Genomic DNA, 17,480 nt, shown 5'->3' with positions numbered 1-17,480 from the left:
TCATTCTGCGGGTGGGAAGTAATCTGGCGGAGCTGTGTCCGTGTTTTCTCAAATTCCTCGCTGCGCTCGGAATGACAACCATCAGCCCAATCTTGCCTACCTTGCCCCTATGCGTCTTTCTCATAGTATTCTACTGGCTGCTGGACTGAGTTTGTCCAGCGCTGCTTCGGCCCAATTGCTGCAACCCAAACCCGCCACTTTCACCCGCGCCGACTCGCTCCGTGGCAACATCGACAGCCCCCTGCGTACTTGCTACGACCTGAACTACTACCACCTCGACGTGCGCCTGGACCCGGCCAAGCGGTTTCTAAGCGGTAGTAACCTGTTCCGCTTCACGGCCACGCGGAATTTCACGCGTTTGCAGTTCGACCTATTTGCCAATTTAACGGTAGAAAAGGTTGAGTATAAAGGCAAATCGGTGCCGTTCACCCGCGAGGCTAATGCGGTGTTTGTCACGTTCCCACAGTCCATCAAACAGGGTAGCCGCGAGGAATTTACGGTGCATTACTCCGGCCAGCCTACCGTGGCCGAGCACGCACCCTGGGACGGCGGCTTGGTATATGCGCAGGATGCAGCCGGCAAGCCCTGGGTAGCTTCGGCTTGTCAGGGGGTAGGCGCCAGTATTTGGTGGCCCAATAAAGATCAGCAGGCCGATGAGGTAGACAGTATGCTGATCAGCGTGACGGTGCCCAAAGGCCTGAAAGACGTATCTAACGGCCGCTTGCGCAAGGTTACTACCCTGAAAGACGGTGCTGCTCGCTTCGACTGGGCCGTGCGCAACCCCATCAACAACTACGATGTGGCCCTGAACGTGGGCGATTTTCAGCACTTCGGCGATACCTACCAGGGCGAGAAAGGCAAGCTGACGCTCGACTATTGGGTGCTACCCGAAAACCTGGCAAAAGCCAAAAAGCAGTTTGCGGCCAATGTGAAGCCCATGCTAAAATCGATGGAAAGCTGGTTTGGTCCCTACCCCTTCTATGAGGATGGCTACAAGCTCATCGACGCGCCGCACCTGGGCATGGAGCACCAAAGCGCGGTGGCTTACGGCAATAAGTACCTGAACGGCTACCTCGGTAACGACCGCTCGGGTACGGGTTGGGGCGACAAGTGGGACTTCATCATCATCCACGAAAGTGGGCACGAGTGGTTCGGCAACAACATCACCACCAAGGATATTGCCGACATGTGGGTGCACGAGTCATTCACCACATATTCCGAGTCGTTGTTTGTAGAAACGATGTTTGGTAAGCAGGCGGGGCAGGAGTACCTGCACGGCCAGCGCCGCAACATTCAGAACGACAAGCCCATCATTGGTCCCTACGGCGTGAATACCGAGGGCTCCAGCGACATGTATGATAAGGGTGCAAACATGCTAAACATGCTGCGCACCATTATCAACGACGACGCCAAATGGCGGCAGTTGCTGCGGGGCTTAGGGCAGACATTCTACCATCAGACCGTCACCACGGTGCAGATCATCAACTATTTCAACCAACAAACCGGCCGCGACCTTACGCCTATTTTCGACCAATACCTGCGCCACGCCTCCCTACCCGTGCTGGAAATGCGAGTGGTACAGAATAAGTTGCTAGCCCGTTGGATTGCCGAAGCGCCCGGCTTTGCCATGCCTGTGCGCGTTCGGACCAAGGGTAGCGAGTACCAGTTCATCACGCCCACTACCCGTCTGCAACCCGTGGCCCTACCCGGCGCCACCCGCGACAATGTGGAGGTCGATACCTTTAATTACTACATAGGGGTGCTGGTTGAATAAGGGAAATGGGGTTTGGTATTTTGATCTGATAATGAGTTTGTTACGCGGATGGTATCATTTTAGCTATTTAGCTTCTTATTAAATAGCCTATGTAGGCTACGTATGAGGTTTTGAGCAAAGTGATTTTCCTATGGCAGTACCGTATAAAACAGCTCCTACCAGTTGCCAGAATTGCCCGTATTTGACCCAATCCCTCATGAGTACGTGCCAAAAGGAGGAATTAGAATTAATTTCTACCAGCAAAATATCGCAGAGCTATAAGAAGGGACAGAGCATTTTTCAGACGAATAATCGCCTGCCCGGATTGTACTGCATTCACCAGGGCAAGGTGAAAGTGTCCCGCATCAGCAGCGACGGCAAAGAGCAAATTATGCGCTTGGCGCAGGAAGGCGATGCTTTGGGCTACCGCTCGCTCATGGTAGGCAACACCGCTACTACCTCAGCCATAGCTCTCAGTGACTGTGTAGTGTGCATGGTTCCTCGCCCCGATTTTTTTAGTGTGATTGGACAGAATGCACAGTTTTCGACTGCCCTTACTAAGTTGCTGGCCAAGGATTTAGGTAGAATGGAAGAACGAATGATGCACGCTGCTTTCAAGCCCGTACGTGGCCGGCTGGCCGAAGCGTTGCTGATGCTGCACGAACTGTTTCGGCCTGCTACGGAAATGCGCTTTAGTATTCCCGTTACGCGCGAAGACCTTGCAGCGCTTACAAGCACTGCTAAGGAAACGGCCAGCCGGCTCTTATCAGAATTTCGAGAAGAGGGCTTGGTGTCGACCTATGGCAGCCGCATCACCATTTTGAACCTAGAGAAGATTACGCAGCTTTCGGCGCTCTATGAATAGTGATAAAGCTAACTTTTTTCAAATTTTATAAAACCCTTTTTCCAGTCTGTACGTAAGTGACCCAGCAACCCCGATTGCTGGGTTTTTTTGTGCAGATAGAAGGTAGGGTAGCAAGACTTATAGGACTTTTTCCCATATTGGTGTCCCATAATTGAACGGGCGGGAAAAAGCTGATAACAATCATTTCCTGAGTTGATAACAATCATTTTTTAGCCGGAAGAATCGGGGGAGTTTTGTAGAACAAGTCGGTCTGGTTTTTTTGGTCTAATCCACCACACAGACAGTTCTTCGGCTACTTTCCTTCTGATTCTGATTGCCAGTAAGCAGGCCAACGCGTGGGCCTGATCAGGATACTAGAAACAGGATGGAGGTTGACCGGAGTGGATTGTTTCCCTTCCTCCTTATCCGTTCGTTTCAATGGCTTACTCAGTCAATAATCCCGCAGGAAAAGTAATACAAGGCGTTATCGACGATTTGCCCGCACTATTAGCCGTGGCTGTAGTGGATGTGAACTCGGGCATGAGCCTAGCATCGCATTCTAACGTGCAAAACATCAACCCCGATACGGCCGCTGCCTACAACACGGAGGTAGTAAAGCAAAAGCAGAAAGCTATGGCCGCGCTGAAGCTAAACGGTGAGAAAATTGAGGATATCCTGATTTCGCTCACCAACCAGCTGCACCTGCTGAAGCTCACCGAAGCCGGTAACAAGTTTATCTATCTAGTGGTAAACGCCCGCGATACCAACCTGGCTATTGCCCGCGAAGTACTGCGTCAGCACGCCGCGCAACTCAATTAATTATTCTCCTGCTGGCGGCATGGGCAGTGCGCAGATTCCTCTGTGTTCAGACCAACTCCTCAGCTGCGACAAGCCAGCAGTGCCCTGTGTCTACGCCGTAATTTTATGGTAGCACGGTGGGTTTTCGCAGGCCATCATGCAAATTCCCTTTCTCAATCGTCTTCAGTCTCTTTCCGGTGCAACCATTAACAAGGTGGTGCCGGCTGGCAATGGTGCTGAGCACCAGGAGGCCGCCCAGGTATTGCAGCAGGTCTTGGAAGGCTTGCCGGAGCTGGTAGCAGCAGCCGTGGTGCAGATAGACTCGGGGCAGGCCGTGGCAACCTACACGACTTCCCGGGACTTCAATCCAGCTAAAATTGCCGGATTTAATGCCGCACTGGTAAGAGGACAGTACAACGTGCTGGCCGCGCTGCAACCTGATGCTGACGAGCAGCTAGAGGAAATCGTGATTACCCTACCTACCCAACTGCACTTGCTGCGGATCCTGACCAACAAGCAACAATTTCTCTACGTGGCCGTCGAAAGCCGCGACACCAACCTAGGTATTGCCCGCGAGGTCATGCGTACCTGCGAGTAAAAGCCGCCCCTCCCACACCTCTATTCTATTCCTATCCCCTTCTCTCAACGATTTCAATTTCCCTTATTTCTCACCTTAATCCATTTATGGTATGAAACTTACCGCATCTCCCTTCGACCCCCAAACCGGTGAGCTGCTGCCGGTATATCGGGATGCTTATCTCAATGGCGACCTGAGCCGATCTTCTGCCCAAGCCGTAGAAAATTATTTGCGTCGTGATGCCGACGTAGCGCACGATACTCTTACGCGCTGGGAGGAACTACAAGCTACCGACGAGGTGGAAGTAGCCCCTACCTGGGTGCAAAAACAGATTCAATATATCCGGGCCGAGCCCGTACGTTTTCGCCGCCGCGCTACCTCTATGGTAGCTTCCGCCGTGCTAGTGGGCTCTATGGTATTTGCCGGCACTAGCCTGCCCGGCGCACGGGGCAACAACTCCAATTTCTCGGCAGTACAGGAAACGGCTACTGCCGAAGCCACCGCCGAAGCACTGGCCAGCAATACCGCTTCGGTAGCGGCTGCCGTATCGGCTAAGCGTATGATTATGGTGCAGGGGCGCATTCTGGATGAAAACGGCAAGCCCCTACCCGGTGCTACCGTGATGCAGCCCGGCAGCCGTCAGATTGCCGTTACAAATGCGGCTGGCGAATACGTGCTGCGCGTGCCGGCCGGCACCAACTCGCTGAAGTATGGCTATGGTGGTTATCAGGACGAAGAAATAAAAGTATCCGACGCTGGTACCGATGTAACGCTGCTACCTAGCGAGAAAATCAAGCGTCATTGGTGGAATTTCTAGGCGTTACCTACGTCGCTCAGTGGTAGCTTGTAGTATCTTGTCCGCGTGAAACCCAAGAATTACCGCAGAAAAGCTACCCGTCAATCCGGGTTATCGAAAACAAATAACTTAATTGCTCCGCCTGAGGATCAGGCGGAGCAATTGGTACATCAAATCCTGGCGGTTCTGCCATCATTGCGGCTAGTGGCTGTGGTGGATGTGGCCGATGGTCGTTGCCAGGCTGGCTGGTCGGGGCTGGATGATGTAACTCCGCAGACGGCCGCCCAGCACAGCGCTGCCTTGGTCCGGTACCAACAACTCGCTGTTCACCAGTTGGAGGAAGAGGCAGTGGAAGAAATGTCCTTCCTGCTGTCTACACAACTGCACTTAGTACGGATGCTGCCCGGTGGGCAACAATTTTTGTATCTGGTAGGTGAAAAAGAGTCTATTAGTTTGGGCCTAGTGCGTGAACAATTGCGCGGGCAATTACAACCATTGATGTTGTCGAATTGATAGGCACTATTTAGCTAAGCTATATATACAAGCGCCTCTTCCACTTACGGAAGGGGCGCTTGTGTTCGTGCCTACCTTAGGCAAAACAGCCAGTAGCCGGTTGTGTAGGGTAGCAGCACTTAGCATTCTGCGCAACCAGCGCGTTTCCGCCGGGCTGCTATTTCCGCCTCCGGTTTCTTCCGTACCTTCGCCCCTTGTTGACTACCAACGAATTCACCGCATCATGAATCAATACGACGTTACTGTTATCGGCTCCGGACCGGGGGGCTACGTGGCTGCCATCCGTTGCGCACAGCTGGGGATGAAAACCGCCCTTATTGAGAAGTACCCTACCCTGGGCGGCACTTGCCTGAACGTAGGCTGCATTCCCAGCAAAGCCCTGCTCGATTCGACAGAACACTACCATAATGCCCACACTACCTTCAAGGAGCATGGCATTGAGCTGAGTGACTTGCAGATCAATATGAACCAACTGATTGACCGCAAGAACGGCGTAGTGAAAGCCAACACCGACGGCATTCAGTTCCTGATGAAGAAGAATAAAATCGACGTGCTGCGGGGCGTGGGTTCGTTTGTCGACAAAACGCATATCAAAATCACGCCTACTGAAGGCGGCGAGGAGCAGCAGATCGAAACCAAAAAGGTGATTATCGCCTCCGGTTCCAAGCCTACTGTCCTACCCTTCATCAAGCAGGACAAGCAGCGCATCATCACCAGCACCGAGGCCCTGAACATTCGGGAAGTGCCCAAGCACATGATTGTGATTGGCGGCGGCGTTATCGGGCTGGAAATGGCTTCTGTATACGCCCGCCTGGGTGCGAAAGTATCGGTGGTAGAGTTCCTGGATTCGCTGATTCCGACCATGGACCGCGCCCTTGGCAAGGAGCTGAAGCGCATCCTGGGTAAAATCGGCATTGAGTTTTACCTCAGCCACAAAGTAACTGGCGCCACCCGCGAGGGCGACGCCGTGACCGTAACCGCCACCAACCCCAAGGGTGAGGAAATTAAGCTGGAAGGCGACTACTGCTTGGTAGCGGTGGGCCGTGCGCCCTATACCGAAGGCCTAAACCTGGAAGCGGCCGGCGTGCAGCTGGAAGAGCGCGGCCGCATTAAGGTAGACGAGCACATGCAAACCACCACGCCCGGCATCTACGCCATCGGTGATGTGGTGCGCGGTGCCATGCTGGCCCACAAGGCTGAGGAAGAAGGCGTATTCGTGGCTGAAACCATTGCTGGCCAAAAGCCCCACGTGAACTATTTACTCATTCCAGGAGTGGTCTACACCTGGCCCGAAGTGGCTGGGGTAGGCTATACCGAGGAGCAGTTGAAGGAGCAGGGCAAAGCCTACAAAACCGGCAACTTCCCCTTCCGCGCTTCGGGCCGCGCCCGCGCCTCCATGGACCTCGACGGCTTCGTGAAAGTGCTGGCCGATAAGGAGACCGACGAAATCTTGGGCGTCCACATGATCGGGCCGCGCATTGCCGACCTGATTGCCGAAGCCGTAACGGCCATGGAGTTCCGCGCCTCCGCTGAGGACGTAGCCCGCATGAGCCACGCTCACCCTACCTACGCCGAAGCCATGAAAGAAGCTTGTCTGGCGGCTACTGAGAACCGGGCGATACATATGTAAGTCTGCGCTTGCATAACTACACGCAAAAAGCGGCTGGAGCTACTAGAGCTCCAGCCGCTTTTTTGCGTGTAGGTTTAGCTACAAGGGATATTCTTTAATCAAGATGAATTTAACTTAATAAAGGTATCGTAAACAGGAGGTAACATTGGCTTAAACGTGCGCCTGTAGTTTTGTCGCTTTAAAAGTGCACGCTCAACTCCACGGTTCCATTTTCCTGTTCTAGTTTGTGTCGCAGGTAATTATTTGGAAAAGTGATGCTTACATCTGGCTACCACATAGCAGCTGTACCAAAAGATTTTCTGTGTTCGTAGATTTCGCTACCTGCGGAGGGGTAGGGTGGTCTTGTGTGGCCGGTGGGAGAGTGCGTGCGCTTTTGTATTTCCCTTTCTCACCCTTATCACCACCTGATGAGACATTTTTTACTGACGGGGCTACTCGTGTTGCTAGCCGCTTTGGGCCTGCAAGCCCAGGTTACGACCAGTAGCCTGACGGGCCTGATTAGAGACAGCGGCGGCGAAGCATCTATTGGCGCCACCGTGCAAGCCACGCACGTGCCCAGCGGCACCAAGTACGGTGTGGCTACCAATGCCGAGGGCCGCTATACCATCCAAAACATGCGTGTTGGTGGGCCTTACACTGTGACCGTGAGCTACATCGGCTACAAAGAGCAGACATTCAATGACATCAGCCTGACGCTGGGCCAGCCCTACGTGCTGAACGCTACCCTGACGACCGAGGGCACAGAACTGCAAGGCGTGACGGTGACGGCCAACCCCGGCTCTATCCTAAACGCCGACAAAACCGGCGCCATCACCAATATCGACCGCACCGCTCTGCAGCGCCTACCATCCATCAGCCGCTCGCTCGACGACTTCACTCGTCTCACACCCCAAGCCAACGGCACGGCTATTGGCGGCGGCAGCAACCGCTCCAACTATTTCAGCGTCGACGGCTCCGACTTTAACAACAATTTCGGTATTGGTACCGGTGGCAATCTACCAGCTGGTGGAGCTCCTATTTCGCTAGATGCCATTGAGGAAATATCGGTGAACGTGACGCCGTTTGACGTGCGCCAATCGGGCTTTACCGGAGCGGCTATTAATGCCGTAACGCGTTCAGGGAACAATGACTTCTCCGGCTCAGTCTACGGCTACTACCGCAACCAGAACTACCAGGGCGACAAGGTAGGCGACCAGCGCGTGGTACTACAGGACCAGCGCTTCTATCAGTATGGCTTCCGCCTAGGTGGCCCCATCATCAAGAACAAGCTGTTCTTCTTCGCCAACTTTGAGGACGAAGAAAACCGCACTCCTGGCCAGCAGCGTGTGGCCGCTACCGATGCCGCGCCGTTTGGCAGTGGCACTAACGTAGCCCGCCCCACGGCCGCCGAACTGGACCAGATCAGCAATTACCTGCGCACTACCTACGGCTACGAAACCGGTCCCTACCAAGGCTACAGCTTCACGGCTCCGCGCACCAAGATCCTGGGTCGCCTGGACTGGAATATCAGCCAGAAGCACCGCGTGAATGTGCGCTACAGTCAGGTAGAAAGCCGAAACAGCAGCTTCCCCAGCACGTCGCGTAGTCCGTTCGGCAACTACACGTATCCTAACCCAGATCCGACTGGTACAAATCCGCCAGCTTTTGTGGCGGGTAGCGGCAACCGCCAAGCAAATACGGCGTTGTTCTTCCGCAACGCTACCTACTATCAGGAGGCAAACTTTTACTCGTTGGCGGCTGAGTTAAACTCGACCTTCGGTAACAACAAGTTCAATACGCTACGCGCTACCTACACCCGCCAAAACGACCCACGCAGCTCCGATAGCCAGCTGTTCCCCTTCGTGGATATTCTGAAGGAGGGTACGCCGTTCACGTCGTTCGGCTACGAGCCCTTCACCTACGGCAACCTGCGCGACGTGAAGATTCTGTCCTTCAAAGATGACTTCAACTGGATTCTGGGTCGCCACAACGTAACCCTGGGTGCACAGGTAGACCTGAGCGAGACGAAGAACGGCTTCCAGCGCTTCGGCACCGGCTATTATACGTTTGCTTCCTGGAACGACTTTGTACAGGGCAACGCGCCGGTAGACTTTGGTATCACCTACCCCCTCTCGGCCGATTACTCGCAGCAGTTCCCCAGCTTTAAGTACGGTCAGTATTCAGTCTACGCCCAAGACGAAATTGCCGTGACCGACCGCCTGCGCATCACGCCCGGCTTGCGTGTAGACCTGACCAGCTACCCCAACAAGCTGGCCGAGCACCCGCTGATTACGCCGCTGTCATTTGCCGGTGGCGAGCAGATCAACGTGGCTAACCTGCCCAAGACCCAACTGCTGTGGTCACCGCGGGTAGGCTTCAACTTCGACGTGCTGGGCGACCGTTCTTTGCAGCTGCGCGGTGGTACAGGCATCTTCACGGGCCGTGTGCCCTACGTATGGATTGTGAGCCAAGCCGGCGATGCAGGCCTGCTCCAGATTACGCAGACCTACGGTTCCTCACCCGGTACCAGCGGCCCCATTGGCGACATTCGGTTCGACCCCAGCCCCACCGGCAACCGCCCCGACACGCCGCCCGTCGCTGGCACTGTTATTCCGAGCACCACCTCGTCGCTGGCCCGTAATTTCCGCTTCCCGCAGACTTGGAAATCCAGTCTGGCCGTGGATGCCAAGCTGCCTTTTGGGGTAGTGGGTACGCTGGAAGGTATTCTGAACCGCGACATCAACGCGGCCGTGTTCCGCAACGCGAACCTGGTTAAGCCCATCAATAGCTCACTGTACGTGAGCAACTACCCTGATAACCGCATCATCTACCCCAGCGCTAATACCAACAAGTACGTCAATCCGCTCATCAACGGGAAGCCAGTGGCCAATGGTACGTCTGGCGGCGGTGCTTACAATGCCATTGTGCTCGACAATGCCTCGCGTGGGTACTACTTCTCGCTGACTGGCAAGCTCGATAAGCAGTTCGACAACGGGCTGTTTGGCTCAGTGGCCTACACCTACACGGCTTCCAAGAACCTATTTGATGGTGGTGGTAGCCAGCCACTGTCGGCGTGGCAGGAAACGGCTACGGTGAACGGGGCTAACAATTTGGCACTAGGCTACAACGGTAACACCCTACCCCACCGCGTGGTAGGTTCCTTGTCGTATCGTCGCGAGTACCTAGGCCACTTGGCTACCACTATTTCGTTGTTCTACGACGGCGCCAGTCAAGGGCGCGCTTCCTACCTGTACTCGTCGGATTTCAACCGCGACGGCGCCAATGCCGACCTGATGTATATCCCGCGCGATGCGTCGGAAATCACCTTTGTGCCCATCACCACGGGTACCGGCGCCAGTCAGCAGACGCTCTTCACACCGCAACAGCAAAGCGACGCATTCTTTGCTTTCATTGACCAGGATGATTACCTGCGCAAGCGCAAAGGCAAGTATGCTGAGCGCAATGGTGCTACCTTCCCCTGGCGCAACCAGTTCGACGTGAAAATTCTGCAGGACCTCTTCACCGACATAGGCGGCAAGCGCAATACCTTACAGCTGAGCTTCGATGTGTTCAATGTGGGCAACTTGCTGAACAACAGCTGGGGCCGCTTCCAGCAGCGCACATTCAATAACGCTGCTATTCTGGAGCCCGCTAACACAAACAGCCTAGCGCCTACCCTAACGGCTAACGGCACACGGCCTACCTTCCGCATGAGCCGCGACAACGTAACGGGTCAACTGCTGACCAACACCTACCGCGACGCCGTGAGTCTGTCCTCTACCTACTACATGCAGATTGGCCTGCGCTACATCTTCAACTAAGTTTTCAAGCAATCTGAAAAGCCTGCTGCGTGTAGTAGCAGGCTTTTTTATGCCTCACTTTTCAGACTTACCACCCTACTGTCATGTACAAGAAAATCAGCTTAGTAGCTTTATTTTTCGCCCTGCCGTTTAGCCTGCTGGCCTGGGGCGTAGAGGGCCACCGCGTTATCGGGAAAATTGCCGAAAACCACCTCAGCAAGAAAGCCCGCGCCCAGATACAGCAGTTGCTGGGCACCGAGCGGCTGCCGCTGGTGAGCACCTTCCCCGACGAAATCCGCTCCTACCCGGAGTTTGCCCACACCTCGCCCTGGCACTACGTGAACGCATCCGTGGGCCTTAGCCAAGATGAGTACATTCGCACCATCACCACGATGGAAAAGCCCAACGCCTATCGGGCCTTGCAGGAGCAACTACAGAAATTGAAGGACCCTGCTACCTCGAAAGAGGACAAGGTGTTTGCGCTGAAATTCATCGTGCACATTGTGGGCGACGTGCACCAGCCCATGCATACGGCCACGGCCGAAACCAGCGGCGGCAACAAGATCAAGGTGAAATTCCGGGGCCGAGATTCGAATCTGCACAGCGTGTGGGACTCAGGCCTGGTAGACTATCCCGCCATCACCTACCTGGAAATGGCCCAGCAGCTCGACCACGCCACGAAATCTGAGGTGCGGCAGTGGCAGCAGGCAGCTCCCGCCACGTGGTTCTGGGAGTCCTACCAGCTCAGCCAACCCCTCCTCACCGAAGCCGAGCAACACCCCGACCTCGACTATACTTACTACCCCAAATACGCCCCTACTGTAGAGCAGCGCCTATTGCAAGCCGGCATCCGGCTGGCGGGCGTGCTGAATGAGGTGTACGGTGGTTGAAGGGTGGTCCTGTAGATAATTCTACACTAGAGATAGAAACACAAAGCAGGTAGTAAATGAGAAAGGCTACCATTTTGGTAGCCTTTCAACATATTGATGGGGTCTGACTTACTCTTTTACCAAGCGCAAGGTAGTCCTCTGTTGGTCTTTGGTGATAATCAACAGCGTGTACACGCCTGCACGCAACGACGATACGTTAAGCTCATTGCTGCTGCTCAGCGTGCCTTGGGCATTCACCAGACCATAGGCGTCGGTAATCTGGTATTGGCTGCCAGCAAGAGGTAGGGTAGAAACTAAGTGCAGTTTATCGGTTACCGGGTTGGGGTACAACTGCACGGTAGGCGCAGCGGTGATGGAAGCGGTGGCGGTTGCTTTGGCTGCTACGCTGCTGCCAGCTTGGCTAATGCGCATCCAGTTGAGGTTCCAGCCACCAGTTTGCGCAAATACGCCGAAGCTGTAAGTGCCCGCCGCCACACTCACCGTTTGCGATACGGTGGTCCAGGTTTGCCAGCCGCCGGTAGCCGGAATAGTTACTTTGCCTAGCTGAATCGAGCCCGAGTTGAAATCCGACGACAGCGTGCCGCCGCTGGGGGTGGCCACGCGGTACTCAATGGTGTAGGTGCCGGTGGTAGGAAAGGTGATATTGCTGTAGGCCATCCAATCGCCGGCATCAATGTAGCCCACATTCTGGCCGCCGCCCGTGTCGGTAGTAGTTTGGGTTTGCACCCCCGACATGCTGCTGTAGCTCTCCGCTTCCAGGTTGATGGTGGTGGAAGTAGCAGCGGCAGGCCCATATACCTCTACCTCGTAGATGGAATAGCCGTAGGTGGTGGCGCGGCGCGTGCCGTAGATACGCAGGTAACGGCCCCGGCCAGCCAGGCCAGTAATGTCGTCAATGCCACCGTCGCCGTTGATGACGGAGTGAATGGCGGTCCAGGAGGAGCCATCAAGCGAAGTTTGTAGCTGATAGTCTTTGCCGTAAGCTGCTTCCCAGTTAATCTTGACCCGTGAGATATCCTTCACCGTGCCCAAATCGAGCTGCAAGTACTGCGGATCGGCGAAGGCGCTGGCCCAGCGGGAAGTCAGGTTGCCATCAATGGCCTTCGCGGCGGCGGTGCCACTATTTTCGCTGGACGAAGCCACGGCAGCAACGGGCGTCAGGCGGGTAGGGGTAGGCGTAGGTGTGCTGCCGCTGAAGGGTAGGCTCACGTACAGCTGGCCCAGTTCGGTGAGCTGGCCCGAGGCAGCGCCAAGCAGGTTGATATTGGGTATCTCGTTGTTGCGGCCCGAAAACCAAGCGTAGCGAAACACTGCCGGCTCGTTTTCCAGGTAATTCACGGCGGCGGTAAGGTAGCGCTTCTGCACATCCAGCGTAATCTGGTTCTGGGGCATATCACCGCACGAAAACTCCGTGAGCCAGATCGGCTTGCCGTACTTTTTCAGCTCCCCAATCTTATCGCGCAGCCACTGCTCCTCGCACACATAGGTGTGCACGGCAATATAATCGACCTGGCAAGTAGGGCAGGCGGCGAAGAAAGCATCAAGGTACTGCGTGGGCGAGTAGTAGGTAGTGCCGTTTTCCGTTACACAGTCGCCGCAGTAGTTTACCGCCGGCGACACCAGCTTGAGGTTTTTGCGGCGGGCTACTTCCTGTAGCGTAGGCCACAGGGCTGCGGCCTGGGTAGGCGTAAGGTTGGCCTGACTACGGAAGTTGGGCTCATTAAACCCCAGCAAGTATTTGGCCCCGGCCGGAATATTGGCCGCCAATCGGTCGGCGGTGAAGGGAGTGCCGTCCAGGTCGCGGCCCCACTGCATTGGCACGTAGTCGATGCCTAGGTTGGTGTAGACACTTGCCGCCCCAGCTTCGGGCTTGGAGTACCAGTTGTACCACCAGCTGATGCCGGGCGCCAGCGCTTGCATGTCGGCAGCCGAGTGGTAGCCGTAGGCGATGCCACGCTTTGCGCTTTTGGTTTGCGCAGTGGCTTGCTGTGGCCAGCAACTCAGTAAGGCCGCAGCGCCGAGCAGCCAGCCCGTAGCTTGCCGGTGAAAAATCTTGTAAAGCTTGTGCATAGTAGGAAGGTGAAGTAGTGCAGTAGGGCGTTTAGCACCAGTTGGTTAGACGTGGTGTTTTTCAAAGATAGCTGCAATAAAGAAAGACCACCGTATAGGGTGGTCTTTCTTTATGAAGAACAGAACGGTGCGCTTAAGCTTAGCCTGTTTGCCTAATGATGGCGCACAGCCATGGCATCCCAAGTGCAGCATACACTAAGCTATATACCTGCCTTGCTTATGCTGAACAGGTAAACCGAAAGCGGCTGAAGCTTCAGTCGCTTTTCGTCCTACACTGCTTTCCTACCTCCGCTTTTCCCGCCACGCCTGTTGCTGCGCCGCATCCAAAAACGTCCAGGCTACAATGCGGCTTATCTTATGCCCTTGCGCCATCGGAATGGTGCGCACCTCCGTAGCTCCTAGCTTTTGCAGCGACTTGTACAAGCCCGGCAATGTTTCTTTCTTCGACACGAGGGTAGTAAACCAATAGCACGACTCCCGAAACAACGCGCTTTCCTCGGCCATGCGCCACAAAAAAGTCGCCTCGCCGCCGGGATACCACAGTTCTGTACTCTGCCCGCCAAAGTTGGGGGTAGGCCGTGCCTGTCGATTCGTGCCCAAATTCCGCTCTTTGCGCCGGTTGCTGGCTTCGGCCTCAGCTGCCGAGCTATGAAAGGGCGGATTGCACATTGTCGCATCAAAGACCTCGCGCGGCTTCAGTATACCGCTGAAGATGGAATTGCGGTCGGGTTGGTGCCGGAGCTCCAGGGCGCCCGTGAGGGTAGGGTTACTAGCTGCGAGCTGCTTGCCCACCCGCAGGGCCGTTGTGTCTACATCGGTGCCTACAAAGCGCCACCCGTACTCATGGTGTCCGATGATGGGGTAAATGCAATTGGCGCCTACCCCCACATCCAGCACGCGCACAGCTTTGCCAGTGGGCACAACGCCCGCATTGCCATCGGCCAGCAAATCAGCGAGGTAATGGATATAGTCGGCACGACCGGGGATGGGCGGGCACAGGTAGCCAGCCGGAATATCCCACTGCCGCATGCCGTAGAATTGCTTCAGCAACGCCCGGTTCAGCGCCTTCACGGCAGCCGGATCAGCAAAATCCAGGCTAGCATCGCCCGAAGGAGTAGCCATGACAAATGCGGCTAGTTCGGGCGCGGTGTGTACTAGCTGCGCAAAGTCGTAGCGGCCGTGGTGACGGTTGCGTGGGTGCAGGGTAGTAGGGGTGGCGTTGGATGGCTGCGGCATCAGTAAGGCGTAGAGGGTAGGGCTAGAAACAGAAAGCGGCTGAAGCCACAGGAGCTTCAGCCGCTTGGGCTTATCGAGAGGTAAATTTACGCAACGGCGGCCGCTTTCACGTCGGTGGCGCTGGGGCCTTTGGGTCCCATTTCCACTTCAAAGGTCACGCGGTCATTCTCCTTGATGGGGTTGCGCAGGTTGTTGGCGTGCACAAATACGCTTTCTTGCGTCTCCGAATCCTTAATGAAACCGTAGCCCTTCGACTCGTTGAAGAACGTCACAATACCAGTACGAATCAAATCGGCCGGATCCATGTCTTCCCGGCGCACTACGCCAATCTGAATGTCCTCGGTCTTGATTTCCTTCTTTTTCTTCGGATCTGGCGGAGTATCTACAATGTTGCCATTCTCGTCTACGTAAGCCATCATCTCGTCCAGGCTCTGGCCTTTCTGGGCATTGGCTTGACGTTCCTCCTTTTTCTCGGCTTTATCCAGCCGCTTCTTCAGGCGTTTCTTTTCGTTTTCTTTCTTACCAAACGTTGCTTGGGATCTACCCATGTCTTTTACCAGCTTTATAGGGTGGATGCGTTGGCCGATAAAGCCAAGCATTAGTATTCGTGAATACAATAGTACAGGTAACTTTCCGGTAAAGTTCAGCAGAGCTCCATAGAAACTACCTACTAACCTGTTTACTAGCTACGAAAGGCCGAAACAGACCTGTTCTACCCGTTATTCAGTTCCGCCTCCTGACAACTTAGCGCGAAGGAAACCACTTCTCGCGCCTCGCCCGCCGCTAAATCTCCGAGCCATATATCCCCTACCCGCACGCGCACCAAGCGCAAGGTAGGAAACCCTGCCGCCGCCGTCATCTTCCGGATCTGCCGGAATTTACCTTCTGTTACCGTAATCGACACCCAACTGGTAGGCCCGTGGCGGTCGTCGCGAATTTTGCGGGTACGAGGAGGAAAGTTTGGGGCAGTTTCGAGGCGCCGTACCGCGCAAGGTAGCGTTTGGTACCGCACATCTCGAATACCGATTTCTACACCTTGTTGCAGTTGGGCTACCGCTTCGTCGGTAATGAGGCCATCCACCTGAGCATAATATTCCTTCTCTACCTTCCGGCCACGCACATACTCGCTCATGCGGCCGTCGGTGGTGAGCAGCAGCAAGCCTTCACTATGCTCGTCTAGACGCCCAATAGCCATAGTACCAGCCGGAAAATCATACAACTCCCCCAGCAGTTTCTTCTTTCGCAATTCGCATACAAACTGACTGAGGTAACCGAATGGCTTGTGAAGTAAGAAATGCTGATGCGTACTCATGTGCTGCAAGGTAGCGCTTTCGGCTGTTCTCCTACCCCGATTCCTTGTCGCGGCGGCGCAATACAGCTACTGCAATACCTACCAAGCCGGCTACTACCAAGCCTTTCACCCAAGAGCTAATCACAGGCGGCGGCACCGACACCACCCCCGAAGCATCGGCCACAGCCGGGTGTCCTACGTAGCGCCCCTTTGTCGGCACAGCTTGCGTCTGAAAATGGTCACGTAGCTCTTGCAGTTGGCGGCGCAATTCGTTGCCGTGCATAGCAATACCGTGTCCCGTAGCGGCTACCTCCGGCTCTAGGTCAGCCAGCAACTCCACTGAAGCTCGCGCAGCTTCCCAATCAGGCGTGAAGTAAGCGGGCGGCCCATGTACCTCTTGCTTTTGCTGCCAAGTAGCCACCACCGATTCACCTTTCACCGTTACGAAAGCGTCGCCGGCTAATAGCGTACGGTCGCTCTCACGAAAAAATGACACGTGCCCCGGCGTATGCCCCGGTGTATGCACCCAGCGCCACCCCGGCAGATGCGGAACTGATCTATCGTCTAATAACGCTTTCACCCGACTACCTAGATCCAATGGCTTTTTAGGGTAGAGAAAGGATATAGCGGCCATACCACCGCCACCTACTGTTGGGTCGGGTGGGGGGTAAGATGAAAGTCCTGTGAGGTAAGGCAACTCCAACGGATGCGCATACACCTGCACAGTAGGCCACGCTTCCAGCAAATCGGGTAGCGCTCCTACATGGTCGAAGTGTCCATGCGTAAGTAAAATGGCTTGCGGCGGATTCGCTGGCCCAAATAGCTGTGCGGCATATTCTTGAATATGCGCTGCCGACAAGGGTAGACCCGCATCGAGTAGTACCCAAGGTCTGCCTATTCCGGCCACTTCCTGCTCATTTATATAATATAGATTGACAAAGACATTACGCCACCCCACGATACCAGGAACTATAGGCTGTAAAGCAGGAGTATGAGCGCGTTTGGTGTTGTTGGAGAGCATAGGGTAGGTGGCAAAGTGACCAGATAAGCTCTTTACGTATAGAGTATAGTGCCGTTCTCGACAGTAGCATATAAAAATAGCCGTCATCTACTCTCATCTTATTAGCTACCTATAGCGCCAATAAGAATGACGTTTAAGATAAGAAGTTGACATGCTTACTACAGCATTGCTATAAAAACTGCACTACTTATGAAACAGGCTGATTATACAGATAGCAAAAGCAAGGGCACTCAAACAACAGAAGAACTCTACTTTATGTATGTAAGACAAATTATTAGAAAG

14 protein-coding genes are annotated in these 17,480 nt (G+C 54.8%); 9 read left to right on the top strand and 5 right to left on the bottom strand.

Going from position 1 to position 17,480, the window contains the following annotated elements:
- Positions 1-109 precede the first annotated feature (109 nt).
- The 9 genes from F1C16_RS17165 (at position 110) to F1C16_RS17125 (ending at position 11,580) form a co-directional block, all read left to right on the top strand.
- Positions 110-1,774: a M1 family metallopeptidase gene (locus F1C16_RS17165; RefSeq protein ID WP_185281829.1), complete on the top strand. Its 1,665-nt coding sequence runs from the start codon at positions 110-112 to the stop codon at positions 1,772-1,774.
- Between the two features lie 196 nt (positions 1,775-1,970).
- Positions 1,971-2,618: a Crp/Fnr family transcriptional regulator gene (locus F1C16_RS17160; protein WP_185281828.1), complete on the top strand. Its 648-nt coding sequence runs from the start codon at positions 1,971-1,973 to the stop codon at positions 2,616-2,618.
- A 417-nt stretch (positions 2,619-3,035) separates the two neighbouring features.
- The gene (locus F1C16_RS17155) at positions 3,036-3,416 is read left to right on the top strand and encodes a hypothetical protein (RefSeq protein WP_185281827.1); all 381 of its coding nucleotides are present in this window, start codon (positions 3,036-3,038) and stop codon (positions 3,414-3,416) included.
- 136 nt (positions 3,417-3,552) lie between these two features.
- Complete coding sequence (locus F1C16_RS17150) at positions 3,553-3,993, top strand: hypothetical protein (protein ID WP_185281826.1); 441 nt, start codon at positions 3,553-3,555, stop codon at positions 3,991-3,993.
- A 91-nt stretch (positions 3,994-4,084) separates the two neighbouring features.
- The gene (locus F1C16_RS17145; RefSeq protein WP_185281825.1) at positions 4,085-4,789 is read left to right on the top strand and encodes a carboxypeptidase-like regulatory domain-containing protein; all 705 of its coding nucleotides are present in this window, start codon (positions 4,085-4,087) and stop codon (positions 4,787-4,789) included.
- A 45-nt stretch (positions 4,790-4,834) separates the two neighbouring features.
- Entirely contained in the window at positions 4,835-5,281 is a 447-nt protein-coding gene (locus F1C16_RS17140; RefSeq protein WP_185281824.1) for a hypothetical protein, read from the top strand.
- A 223-nt stretch (positions 5,282-5,504) separates the two neighbouring features.
- A complete protein-coding gene (gene lpdA, locus F1C16_RS17135) occupies positions 5,505-6,911 on the top strand; it encodes a dihydrolipoyl dehydrogenase (RefSeq protein ID WP_185281823.1) in 1,407 nt (468 codons plus the stop codon).
- A gap of 407 nt (positions 6,912-7,318) precedes the next feature.
- The gene (locus F1C16_RS17130) at positions 7,319-10,711 is read left to right on the top strand and encodes a TonB-dependent receptor domain-containing protein (protein WP_185281822.1); all 3,393 of its coding nucleotides are present in this window, start codon (positions 7,319-7,321) and stop codon (positions 10,709-10,711) included.
- A gap of 83 nt (positions 10,712-10,794) precedes the next feature.
- Positions 10,795-11,580 (top strand): S1/P1 nuclease, encoded by a 786-nt coding sequence (locus F1C16_RS17125; protein ID WP_185281821.1) that lies wholly within the window; start codon positions 10,795-10,797, stop codon positions 11,578-11,580.
- A 108-nt stretch (positions 11,581-11,688) separates the two neighbouring features.
- Here F1C16_RS17125 and F1C16_RS17120 read toward each other — a convergent pair whose 3' ends face one another.
- The 5 genes from F1C16_RS17120 to F1C16_RS17100 form a co-directional block, all read right to left on the bottom strand.
- Positions 11,689-13,650 carry a glycosyl hydrolase gene (locus F1C16_RS17120; protein ID WP_185281820.1) on the bottom strand — a complete coding sequence of 654 codons (1,962 nt, stop codon included), beginning with the start codon at positions 13,648-13,650 and terminating at the stop codon, positions 11,689-11,691.
- 282 nt (positions 13,651-13,932) lie between these two features.
- Positions 13,933-14,886: a 23S rRNA (adenine(1618)-N(6))-methyltransferase RlmF gene (gene rlmF, locus F1C16_RS17115; protein ID WP_185281819.1), complete on the bottom strand. Its 954-nt coding sequence runs from the start codon at positions 14,884-14,886 to the stop codon at positions 13,933-13,935.
- Positions 14,887-14,972: 86 nt separating this feature from the next.
- Positions 14,973-15,434: a cold-shock protein gene (locus F1C16_RS17110; protein ID WP_185281818.1), complete on the bottom strand. Its 462-nt coding sequence runs from the start codon at positions 15,432-15,434 to the stop codon at positions 14,973-14,975.
- Positions 15,435-15,598: 164 nt separating this feature from the next.
- Positions 15,599-16,198 carry a pseudouridine synthase gene (locus F1C16_RS17105; protein WP_185281817.1) on the bottom strand — a complete coding sequence of 200 codons (600 nt, stop codon included), beginning with the start codon at positions 16,196-16,198 and terminating at the stop codon, positions 15,599-15,601.
- Positions 16,199-16,229: 31 nt separating this feature from the next.
- On the bottom strand, positions 16,230-17,198 hold the full coding sequence (locus F1C16_RS17100; protein ID WP_185281816.1) for an MBL fold metallo-hydrolase: 969 nt from the start codon (positions 17,196-17,198) through the stop codon (positions 16,230-16,232).
- Positions 17,199-17,480 lie beyond the last annotated feature (282 nt).

Origin of the sequence: Hymenobacter sp. NBH84, from assembly GCF_014217645.1 — a bacterium.
Taxonomy (GTDB): domain Bacteria; phylum Bacteroidota; class Bacteroidia; order Cytophagales; family Hymenobacteraceae; genus Hymenobacter; species Hymenobacter profundi.
The sequence above is the reverse complement of the archived record's forward strand: the minus strand, read 5'-3'. Positions and strand labels throughout refer to the sequence as shown.

What these genes read in the sequence shown, in the direction of transcription:
- F1C16_RS17160 (WP_185281828.1), top strand. Translation starts at nt 1,971, where the DNA reads ATGAGTACGTGCCAAAAGGAGGAATTAGAATTAATTTCTACCAGCAAA.
- F1C16_RS17125 (WP_185281821.1), top strand. Translation starts at nt 10,795, where the DNA reads ATGTACAAGAAAATCAGCTTAGTAGCTTTATTTTTCGCCCTGCCGTTT.
- rlmF (WP_185281819.1), bottom strand. Translation starts at nt 14,886, where the DNA reads ATGCCGCAGCCATCCAACGCCACCCCTACTACCCTGCACCCACGCAAC.
- F1C16_RS17120 (WP_185281820.1), bottom strand. Translation starts at nt 13,650, where the DNA reads ATGCACAAGCTTTACAAGATTTTTCACCGGCAAGCTACGGGCTGGCTG.
- F1C16_RS17110 (WP_185281818.1), bottom strand. Translation starts at nt 15,434, where the DNA reads ATGGGTAGATCCCAAGCAACGTTTGGTAAGAAAGAAAACGAAAAGAAA.
- F1C16_RS17165 (WP_185281829.1), top strand. Translation starts at nt 110, where the DNA reads ATGCGTCTTTCTCATAGTATTCTACTGGCTGCTGGACTGAGTTTGTCC.
- F1C16_RS17155 (WP_185281827.1), top strand. Translation starts at nt 3,036, where the DNA reads ATGGCTTACTCAGTCAATAATCCCGCAGGAAAAGTAATACAAGGCGTT.
- F1C16_RS17150 (WP_185281826.1), top strand. Translation starts at nt 3,553, where the DNA reads ATGCAAATTCCCTTTCTCAATCGTCTTCAGTCTCTTTCCGGTGCAACC.
- lpdA (WP_185281823.1), top strand. Translation starts at nt 5,505, where the DNA reads ATGAATCAATACGACGTTACTGTTATCGGCTCCGGACCGGGGGGCTAC.
- F1C16_RS17145 (WP_185281825.1), top strand. Translation starts at nt 4,085, where the DNA reads ATGAAACTTACCGCATCTCCCTTCGACCCCCAAACCGGTGAGCTGCTG.
- F1C16_RS17100 (WP_185281816.1), bottom strand. Translation starts at nt 17,198, where the DNA reads ATGCTCTCCAACAACACCAAACGCGCTCATACTCCTGCTTTACAGCCT.
- F1C16_RS17105 (WP_185281817.1), bottom strand. Translation starts at nt 16,198, where the DNA reads ATGAGTACGCATCAGCATTTCTTACTTCACAAGCCATTCGGTTACCTC.
- F1C16_RS17130 (WP_185281822.1), top strand. Translation starts at nt 7,319, where the DNA reads ATGAGACATTTTTTACTGACGGGGCTACTCGTGTTGCTAGCCGCTTTG.